We start from the raw sequence: 9438 nt of genomic DNA on the forward strand, positions 1-9438 counted from the left end.
GAGGTAGTTGCCGAGGCTGTCGGGCGACAGACCGGGCAGCGCCAGGGCTGGAAGGCGCAGTTCACTGGCCATCACGCACCTCGCTGGGCTTGGTGCTCGCGCTCGGCTGCGCGCTCGCGCGCCAGTCGGCGATGCGGACGAGCGCCTCGAGATACGCCAGCGCGAAGGGGCCGAGCTGACGCGGTTCGGACTCCGGCACGACGCCGGCGTCGCTTTTCTCCTCTGGTCGCCACGGGCCGAGCAGGTCAGCCACGAGACCCGTCCAACCGTGCCCCGTCAGTACGAACTCGTCACCGTCCCATCGCCCATCTGCGCCGTCCTTCGCGATCGAGAAGTCGAGCGGCCACTCCTCGTTGTCGACCTTCAACGCGCTCGGCTCGCTTCGCACACCGAACACATCGTCGCCTTCGCCCGTTGTCGAGCGCATCACGGTGCGTGCCTTCCCGTGGTGCGTGGCCGCCAAGTAGACCGCGAGCGCCGGATACGGCTTCGTCTCGCTGTCATTGTACTTCCGCCACATCGCAAGCGCAGAGGCGACCTCGTGGCGAAGCCCGGGGCGGAACTGGAGATGCCCGGCCCAGCGAACGCCGGTGACAGCGCGTAGCGCCTTCAGCTCGGCGTTGCTGAGCTTGTCGTCGATCGCCCACCGAAGACGCACAACGTCTTCACGACCGCGGCGCCGCGTCTGCTCCGGCAACTCACGCGCCTGCGCCCGGAGCCTCGCGAACTCTGCGCGGGTGGCGGAGACATCCCCCACGACATCGGCGGCGACGACGCGCGGGCTCTTCGCGAGCAGCGCGTCGGGAATGCCGGAGCGATCAGGCAACGCTGCCTGCCACTGCGGATGCGCCTTACCGAGGTCATGGAGCCCTGACGCCTCCACGACGGCCGTCCTCGTGTCGCCGGTCAGCGAGAGCGCGGTGCTCAGTTTCTCGGCCGCGTCTCTCGCATCCTTGAGGTGGACATCGAGCGTCGACCAGTACCCAGCTTCAGTCCACGCATCATCTCGCAGCGTCGCGCCACGCCCGGCACGCGGCACTTCGGCGAGCACGTTTGACTTGTCGCCCGTCCAACCTTCGGTCGCGTCGTAGCCGCCGACCTCTCGTTTGAGCATCACGAGCATCCCGGGCCGGATATCCCAGTGGTTCACACGCTCCCAGCGATCCGCCTCGTCATCCCAGAGCCAGGCCTTGGCCTTGCTGCTCTCGATCATCTTCTGCACGCGAACGAACGAAACCGGGCAGCCTTCCCTCGCAGGTTCCAGCAGCGGGCCGTCGAGATCCTCGCCGCGAGGAGGTCTATCGCCAGACCAGTCGCGCCAGAAGACCGTCACGTCGAGATCGGGATCGGTGCCGCGCACGAAGGCGCTGACATCGGTAAAGCCGCCGTGAACGTCGCGCTCCGTCGAGAAGAGCCCGTGGACGTCGAGAGCGCGTGGCAGCGGGCTCGGTTTCGGCTGCAGGGCCTCGGTGACTTCCTTCTGCTTGCTCGCGTTCAAGCCCGCAATGGCCTCGGAGAACGCGTTGTTTTGAGAGAGCGGGGCGAAGGCGTCGACGAGCTTCTTGGCGCGTTCGATGTCGGTGGTTTCGTAGGGGCCGATGCGCTCGACCTTCTTGTTTCCGCCTTCCTTCGGCGTCTCCCAGACCCAAGCCTGAGGGTCCTGGTCGTCGCCCTTGCGGTTCAGGCGACCAAGACGCTGGAGCATCGACGGCCACGGGGCGAGCTCGGTCCAGAGACGGTGCGCCGAGATGTCCACGCCCGCCTCGACCACCTGCGTACTGACGCAAATGAGCCCAGGATCGTCCTCCGGCAGCTTGCCTGCCTTTCGGTTGGTGTCGAACTCGAGCAGTCGCTGCTCATGTCGAGCGCGATCCTCGCGCCGGAACCGCGCGGTAAGCAGAACCTTGTGACCCACCGACAAGAGCGCACGGAACACGTCGCGCGCCATGTCGACCGTGTTGCAGATGACGAGGGAGAGTGTTCCCGCCGCGTGCTGCTCCACCACGGCCTTGGCGAGGGCCTCGGGCATGACCGCTCCGGGCTTCGTGGCGGCCCGCTCCTTCGCATCGGTGGTCTTTGCGTCGGACGCCGTCGGTTGCCACCACGCGACGGGGCGCTTCGCGTCTCGCCACCACTCAAGGTTCTGGTCGTTCTCGAGCGTGGCCGTCAGCTTCCCCTCGAATGCGATCTGCTCCGGCGACGCTTCGCCAAGCCCCTCGCGCGTTCGATCGGTGGTGCTCAGAAACGACGCGCCGACCGTGGCGCTCATCCACGTCGTCAGGCACGGCTTTAGCGACGGAAACCGCTTCCTTCGCATCCAGTCGAGCTGCGAGGTGGTCCACAAGCCCGGCCCCATGAGTTGGACCTCGTCGACGATCCATCGGCAGTCGTTGTTGAGGAGGCCGAAGTGGACCGACCACTCGAAGCGACTCATGGCATAGCCGCGGTTCAGCGCGCGCGAGAGGAGCTGGTCCTGCGTGCCAACGAGCACCCACGGCTTGTCGGGGTGGCGAACCCAATCGTCCTCGACCGCACCGCCCATGAGCTGATGGACGCGAACGTCGATCCCAGGCTTCGTGGCCTCGAGCGCGTCGAAGGAGGCCTTCAGGCGCTGCACTGTCTGCGTCACGAGGCTGCGCATCGGCAGGCAGACCACGAGGTGCAGGGGCTCGGGCTTCATGTCGACGAGTAGCCGCCACGCCCACGCCAGCGCGACCTCCGTCTTCCCAAGCCCCGTCGGAACGGGAAGCACATCCGGCAAGCCATCGAGGGCAACCTGCACCTGCCAGCCGTAGGGCGTGAAGCCGCCGGTGGCGATCTCGAAGAAGTCCCGGAAGGATGCCTCGCGTTCACTCGCCATCACGTCCCCCCATGAGCAGAATGCCTCCGGGTTCGTCTGACTTCGAGGCTCACGTCCTCTCCCTCGCCCCGAATCCAATCCGCCGTCGCTGCTTCGGATCCGGCGGCGTCATGAGCTCACGAATTGCATCGAATACCGCCTTGAACTGCCGATCGTACTTGCGCTCGAGCGCGTCGAGCTTGCGGGCGAGGTCCTCGTGTGTGGCCAGCAGCCGCCGCAGCTTCACGAACGTACGCATGATCTGAATGTTGACGCGAACTGCCCGATCGCTGCGGAGGACCGTCGAGAGCATCGCCACGCCCTGCTCGGTGAAAGCGTAGGGCGGATAGCGACGCCCTCCCCGCGAACTTGAGGTCACAATCTGTGACCTCAAGTCGTCGAACTCGTCCTTCGTTAGGCGAAACATGAAGTCGGAAGGAAATCTCGTCAGGTTTCGTTTGACCGCCTGCACGAGCACCTTGGTTTCGACGCCGTAGAGCGTGGCCAGGTCGCTGTCGAGCATGACCTTGTGCTTACGGATGAGCAGAATGGCCTGCTCGATCCGCTCCATCGGCAGGAGCCCGGCCTTCATTCCCTCACCTCACACGGCATCCGCGGGTCCGAAGCGACCGGATGCCGCAGATGCCCGCAGAAGCCCCCGCTCTCCCGTCATGATCGACTGGCACTCGTGCATCGGAACAACCGGTATCGTCAACAACCTTCGCACGATTCATTGCCTTGATCTGGCGCACCGACAGCGGCTGCCACGCGAAGCTCGCACTCACGGCTCGTTGCGCCCGACCAGCCTCGCCCGCCGTAGCCGCTCGACGAAGCTCGGCTTCCTCGCGTGATCCTCGCGGAGACGCTCGATCCGACGCCGCGTCTCGGCCGCACGCCCGACACTTGCGGCGACCTCGCGCAGATCCCGCAGCAGCTGAACGGCTTCGTCGTACGCGGAGGGCTGGCGGGTCGCGATCAGCGCCGCGATCTTCCGCCACGCCGCGGGCTCGCGCTTCGCGAGATCCTTCAAGTACTTCTCGCGAGCAATCGCCGACTCGGCGAGCTTCAGACGGAGGAGGCGTGTGAAATTGTCATTTTGTAGAGGACAGTTTGTCGCACATTCGTCCTTTCGAGAAGGACATATACCCAGACCTACCCGCTCGCCGACTCCAGCAACCACTCGTACGCCGGCAGCACCTCCACCCCCGGCGGCGCGCTCCGCGGCACCGCATCACGATCGAGCACTAGGAGCCGCCGCGGCACACGGCGGTGTTCCTTCCCCGCGGCCGTGAGGCCGCGGAGCTCTCGGGACAGGGTCGCCGCATCCGAAACGTCGGCACACACCTGAAGGAGCTCCGCACCGCGCGATGGATACCGCGCGAGGAAGTCGATCTCGAGGCCGTCCTCGGTTCTGACGTAGCCGACCTCGGCACCGCGCCGCTCGAGCTCGTTCATGATCGCCGTCTCGAGCGCGTGCCCGAGGTTCGCGCGGCCGCTCGCGTCGAATGCGCGGATCAAGCCCGGGTCAGACGGGTAGACCTTCCGCGGATTCGAATTGCGCCGACGCTCGGACTCGGTGGCGAGCGGCAGCGCGCTCAGCAGGAACGCGTCGACGAGATGCCCCAACATGGCGTGCACGACGTCCTTCGCAACGCCGAGCCCCTGCGACCGGAGGTCACCATGCAGGCGGTGCACGCTGAAGTTGCCGGCCGGATTCCGCAGACAGTGCCGTACGAGCCAGCGGAGCGCTTCGACCTGCGAGACCTTGTAGCGCTCAACGACGTCCCGGAAGAGCACCGTGTCGACGTACCCCTGGAGCAGCTCGATGCGGGTAGGTGCGTCGAGACCCTGCGCTTCCGGAAACCCGCCTTCGACGAGGTACTCGCGGAACCGCTTCTCGACGAGCGAGCGTTCTTCGGGAAGCGGACGCCAGACGGCCGCGGGCTCCTCCCCGCGGTAGCGCAGGTACTCCCGGAAGCTGAACGGGCGAATGACCGTCGCCATGCCTCGCCCGCGGAGCGACGTGTGGACCTCGCGTGAGAGCATGTGCGCCGACGAGCCGGATACGACGATCTCGCATCGCTCGGTATCGAGCACCCGGCGTGCGAAGCGATCCCATCCGGGGACGAGCTGGATCTCGTCGAGGAACCACGACACGGTTTCACGCCTCCGCAGCGCCGGATGGCGGCGATAGTATTCTTCGAGCAGGAACCCGAGCTGCTCGCTCGCGATCCCGGCCAGACGGTCGTCGTCGAACCCGATGTAGAGGGCGCGCTCCGGCGGCGCGGCGGTACGCCGCTCTCGAAGAAGCTGATGCAGAAACGTCGTCTTTCCGGCACGACGCATCCCGATCACCGAGTGGACCTTGCCTCGAATGGTTGGCAGCCGGGCATCCCGCCGTGTCCACATCTCCTCGATGGACTCGGCGCGGAGCGCGAGATTCAGCTTGTCCGCCAGAATCGGGTGGAGCGTCATGGGCACACTATCCGGCATAGGTGTCCTCCACACAAGGACACATTCTTCTGAATCCGTCCTTCCAGGAGATCCAGGTGCAGGTGCCTTCCGTGAGCGCACGGACCAGTGGCATCTGGGCTGTTGTCGACGGCCGGGCCTCTTCTATATGATTTTCCCATGGCAAATCGGATTCGAGTCACGGCGACGGAAGCGGCCCGTGACTTCTCGCGGCTGCTCGATCGCATCGCTGGCGGCACCGAAGCCGTGATCGAACGGCATGCCGAGCCCGTCGCCGTGTTGTCACCGGCAGAACGCGCACCTCGAAGGCTCTCCGAATGCATTTCGACACGCCTCGCAGGCCCGTCCGTGGCTCCGGACGACGCGTTCGCGGCGGACCTCGCCGAGATCATCCGCACCGCCGCTCCGGACGAACCTCCGTCGTGGGACTGATTCTCGATTCCACGGTGTTCATCGACGCCGAGCGCCGCGGTCAGACGGTGGTCATGACGCTCGAGCGCCTGGCGCGACGATTCAAGGACGTCGACGTCGCCATCTCGGTCGTCACCGCCGCCGAGCTCGTCCATGGGGTGTGGCGAGCGTCCGATGCTTCCCTCCGCGCCCGCAGAGAGGCCTTCGTCGAAGAAGTCTTCGCGCGCGTCCCTGCCCGGCCGCTCGGGCTCGCCGTGGCCCGTATCGTCGGACGCATCGACGCCGAGGCCCGCCGGAAGGGAACGACCCTCCCCATGGCCGATCTCTGGATCGGAGCCACCGCACTCGACCTCGGGTTCGCCGTTGCAACGGCCAATGTTCGGCATTTCCGCCTCGTGCCGCGCCTCAAAGTTCGCGTCGTGCATTGAAGCGTGTCGGCGGCCGCGCCCGCAGATTCGGGCTATGGCGCTGATGTCCGGCCGCGCTACACTCCACCGTTCCTCGCCACGCGCCGCGGAGGTTCTGCCATGCGCAACACCTTCCTCGTCTGCTACGACATCTGCGACGACAAACGCCTCCGCACCGTCTTCAAGACGATGCGCGACTTCGGCGACCACCTCCAGTACTCGATCTTCGAGTGTCAGTTCACGCCGTCCGACCTCGTGCGCTGCCGCCACGCGCTCGGGAAGATCATCCACCACAAGGAAGACCAGGTGCTGTTCGTCGACCTCGGGCCCGTCGAGGGCCGGGGCGACCGGGTCATCACCGCGCTCGGCATCCCCTACTCCGTGATCGACAGCCCGTGCATCGTCGTCGACGGCGAGCCGGAATCGTGAAGCAACGATGAGCGAACCAGCTGCCACACCGCCGCCGCCGCCGACGCCGGCGCGCAAGGGGACGCGCCGCGTCACACGTCCCGTCGAGCTTCCCGACTACCTCCCGGCGCGCATGCTGAACGAGTTCGTCTACTGCCCGCGTCTCTTCTTCTACGAGTGGGTCGAGGGCGTGTTCGCGGCGAGCGCCGACACGCTCCAGGGAGCACTCCGCCACGAGAAGCTCGACGCCAAGACCGACGCGCTCCCGGCCCCCGAGAACGACGGCAAGATCCACTCCCGCTCCGTCATGCTTTCGAGCGAGACGCATCGCCTGATCGCCGGGATCGACCTCGTCGAGGGTGCGGCCGGTGTCGTAACCCCCGTCGACTACAAGAAGGGCCGTCCCCGCGACACCGACGACGGCCCCGAAGCGTGGCCCGCCGATCGCGCCCAGCTCTGCGCCCAGGCGCTCATCCTCCGCGACAACGGCTACCGCTGCGACGAGGCCGTCGCCTACTACGACGCGACCAAGCAGCGCGTCCGCGTGGCGATCGACGAGGCGCTGGTCACAGAGACAGTCCAGGCGATCGCGGCGGCGCGCGCGCTCGCGGCCGCAGGCACGATTCCGCCGCCGCTCATCGACAGTCCGAAGTGTCCGCGCTGCTCGCTCGTCGGCATCTGCCTTCCCGACGAAACGAGCTTCTGCGACGCGCTTCCCGCGCTCGCATCCGACGCTCAGCTCCTGCTGTTCGGCGACGACGTCGAACCGCTCGACCGCCTGGTCGCCAGGACGGTGGCGACGTCGGAAGAAAATGTTCGCCGCCTCATCCCCGCGCGCGACGACCTCCGCCCGCTCTACGTCACCGGCCACGGACTCATCGTCGGCAAACGCGGCGAGGTGCTCCAGATCCGCAATCGCGACAAGACCGTCCAGGAGGTCCGCGTCGGCGAGATCTCGCAGGTGAGCGTCTTCGGCAACGTGCAGCTCACGGCAGCGACGATCCAGGGCCTCTGCTGGGCCGAGAAGCCGATCGCGCACTTCTCCTACGGCGGCTGGTTCTACGGCCTCACCAACGGCCTCGGCTTGAAGAACGTCATGCTTCGGCGCGAGCAGTTCACCAAGGCACTCGACCCCGTGTTCTGTCGCGGCGTCGCGCGCAGCATGGTGGCGTCGAAGATCCGCAACCAGCGGACGCTGCTGCAGCGAAATCACCTGGAGCCGCCGACGGTCATCCTGCGTCAGCTCAAGCACTACGCCGATCTCGCCGGCAGCGCCGAGTCGCTCGACGAGCTGCTCGGGATCGAAGGCATCGCCGCCCGACTCTACTTCGAGCACTTCAACGGCATGCTGAAGATCGAGGCGGAAGGTGCCGGCGACGCCGCGCCCGAGTTCGTCTTGCAGCTCGACCATCGCAACCGTCGCCCGCCGCGCGACCCGGTCAATGCGCTCCTGTCCTTTGCCTACAGCTTGCTCAGCAAGGACCTCACGATCACCTGTCACGCCGTCGGCTTCGACCCGTTTCTCGGTTTCTACCACCAGCTCCGCTTCGGGCGGCCGGCTCTCGCGCTCGATCTCATGGAAGGCTTTCGCCCGCTCGTCGCCGATTCGACCGTCATCACCGCGATCAACACCCGCATGGTCCAGCCGAGCGACTTCATCCGCATCGGACCCGCGGTGTCGTTGACAGCCTCCGGTCGCAAGGGCTTCCTGCGCGCCTACGAGCAGCGCATGGACACCCTCGTCACGCATCCGTTGTTTGGGTACCGCGCCAACTACCGCCGGATCCTCGAGGTCCAGGCACGCCTGCTGGCGCGCGTCGTGACCGGCGAGATCGCAACGTATCCGGGCTTCGAGACACGCTGACGGTCGCGAGCGCCGACGTGTCGTCGAATCCCCGGGACCCGCTCGCACGCAGTAAACCTCTGGATCCGTTGCACCCCGAGCATCGCATGCGATATCGCCATGCGATCGTTGCCATGCGGCGCGGCACCGCTCGCAAACACGGCTCTGGTTCTTTGAAAACTCACCAGTTGAGTGAGACCCATTTCCGCGCTCGTCAGAGCGCGGCCCCATTGAAGCACCTTCGGGACGAGTACGAGTGCCAGCGTCACCATCGAATTTCCGCGCTCGTCAGAGCGCGGCCCCATTGAAGCCTCTCTTCTCTTCCTTTTCCCCGCCCGCCTGCCCCCTCATTTCCGCGCTCGTCAGAGCGCGGCCCCATTGAAGCGACCAAGCTCCGCGCGCGAGCTTCGGTGCGGCAGTCGGGATTTCCGCGCTCGTCAGAGCGCGGCCCCATTGAAGCTTTCAAGGGTTGATGCCCGAGAAGGACACGCGGTCGCATTTCCGCGCTCGTCAGAGCGCGGCCCCATTGAAGCGACTACCTGAACGAGATCACCTGGGCCGACGGCCGAGGATTTCCGCGCTCGTCAGAGCGCGGCCCCATTGAAGCCCGGTTGGTTTGCTTGCCTATAATGGATGGTTCCCGATTTCCGCGCTCGTCAGAGCGCGGCCCCATTGAAGCGAGATTGCCCGAAACAGCTTCAGATACCATGCGGTATTTCCGCGCTCGTCAGAGCGCGGCCCCATTGAAGCAATGAGGTGTCGAACTCATCGACACCGGGCATCGAATTTCCGCGCTCGTCAGAGCGCGGCCCCATTGAAGCAGCAACCTCGCGTACGCCGTTCCGCAGCACTGCGGCTATTTCCGCGCTCGTCAGAGCGCGGCCCCATTGAAGCCAATGCGAAATGACCCGGAACGTGCGCACCGGTTTCCGATTTCCGCGCTCGTCAGAGCGCGGCCCCATTGAAGCGCAGAAGCATCCCCGACTTGCACTCACTGGGTAAGTGTATTTCCGCGCTCGTCAGAGCGCGGCCCCATTGAAGCTTCTTCGCCTTCACAC

General features: G+C 66.1%; 8 protein-coding genes and 1 CRISPR repeat array. Of the genes, 4 read left to right on the top strand and 4 right to left on the bottom strand.

From position 1 onward, the window contains the following. Positions 1-61: 61 nt before the first annotated feature. From IT293_13300 to IT293_13315, 4 genes are all read right to left on the bottom strand, one after another. On the bottom strand, positions 62-2863 hold the full coding sequence (locus IT293_13300; protein MCC6765631.1) for a DEAD/DEAH box helicase: 2802 nt from the start codon (positions 2861-2863) through the stop codon (positions 62-64). A 46-nt stretch (positions 2864-2909) separates the two neighbouring features. Then, a complete protein-coding gene (locus tag IT293_13305) occupies positions 2910-3431 on the bottom strand; it encodes an ORF6N domain-containing protein (protein ID MCC6765632.1) in 522 nt (173 codons plus the stop codon). A 189-nt stretch (positions 3432-3620) separates the two neighbouring features. After that, complete coding sequence (locus IT293_13310) at positions 3621-3869, bottom strand: hypothetical protein (GenBank protein ID MCC6765633.1); 249 nt, start codon at positions 3867-3869, stop codon at positions 3621-3623. A 122-nt stretch (positions 3870-3991) separates the two neighbouring features. Beyond that, on the bottom strand, positions 3992-5314 hold the full coding sequence (locus IT293_13315) for an ATP-binding protein (protein ID MCC6765634.1): 1323 nt from the start codon (positions 5312-5314) through the stop codon (positions 3992-3994). Between the two features lie 156 nt (positions 5315-5470). Here IT293_13315 and IT293_13320 point away from each other — a divergent pair, with 156 nt between their 5' ends. From IT293_13320 to cas1, 4 genes are all read left to right on the top strand, one after another. Further along, positions 5471-5743 carry a type II toxin-antitoxin system Phd/YefM family antitoxin gene (locus IT293_13320; protein MCC6765635.1) on the top strand — a complete coding sequence of 91 codons (273 nt, stop codon included), beginning with the start codon at positions 5471-5473 and terminating at the stop codon, positions 5741-5743. Continuing rightward, positions 5734-6150, top strand: a complete 417-nt coding sequence (locus tag IT293_13325) for a PIN domain-containing protein (protein MCC6765636.1) — start codon at positions 5734-5736, stop codon at positions 6148-6150. The genes IT293_13320 and IT293_13325 overlap by 10 nt, the downstream gene beginning before the upstream one ends. 99 nt (positions 6151-6249) lie before the next feature. Continuing rightward, entirely contained in the window at positions 6250-6558 is a 309-nt protein-coding gene (cas2, locus tag IT293_13330; GenBank protein ID MCC6765637.1) for a CRISPR-associated endonuclease Cas2, read from the top strand. Positions 6559-6670: 112 nt separating this feature from the next. Then, positions 6671-8401: a CRISPR-associated endonuclease Cas1 gene (gene cas1, locus IT293_13335; protein ID MCC6765638.1), complete on the top strand. Its 1731-nt coding sequence runs from the start codon at positions 6671-6673 to the stop codon at positions 8399-8401. Between the two features lie 180 nt (positions 8402-8581). Continuing rightward, positions 8582-9422: direct repeats of the CRISPR family, unit length 36 nt; unit sequence ATTTCCGCGCTCGTCAGAGCGCGGCCCCATTGAAGC. Positions 9423-9438 lie beyond the last annotated feature (16 nt).

The sequence above is a fragment of the Deltaproteobacteria bacterium genome, from assembly GCA_020848745.1.
Lineage (GTDB): Bacteria > Desulfobacterota > Binatia > UTPRO1 > UTPRO1 > UTPRO1.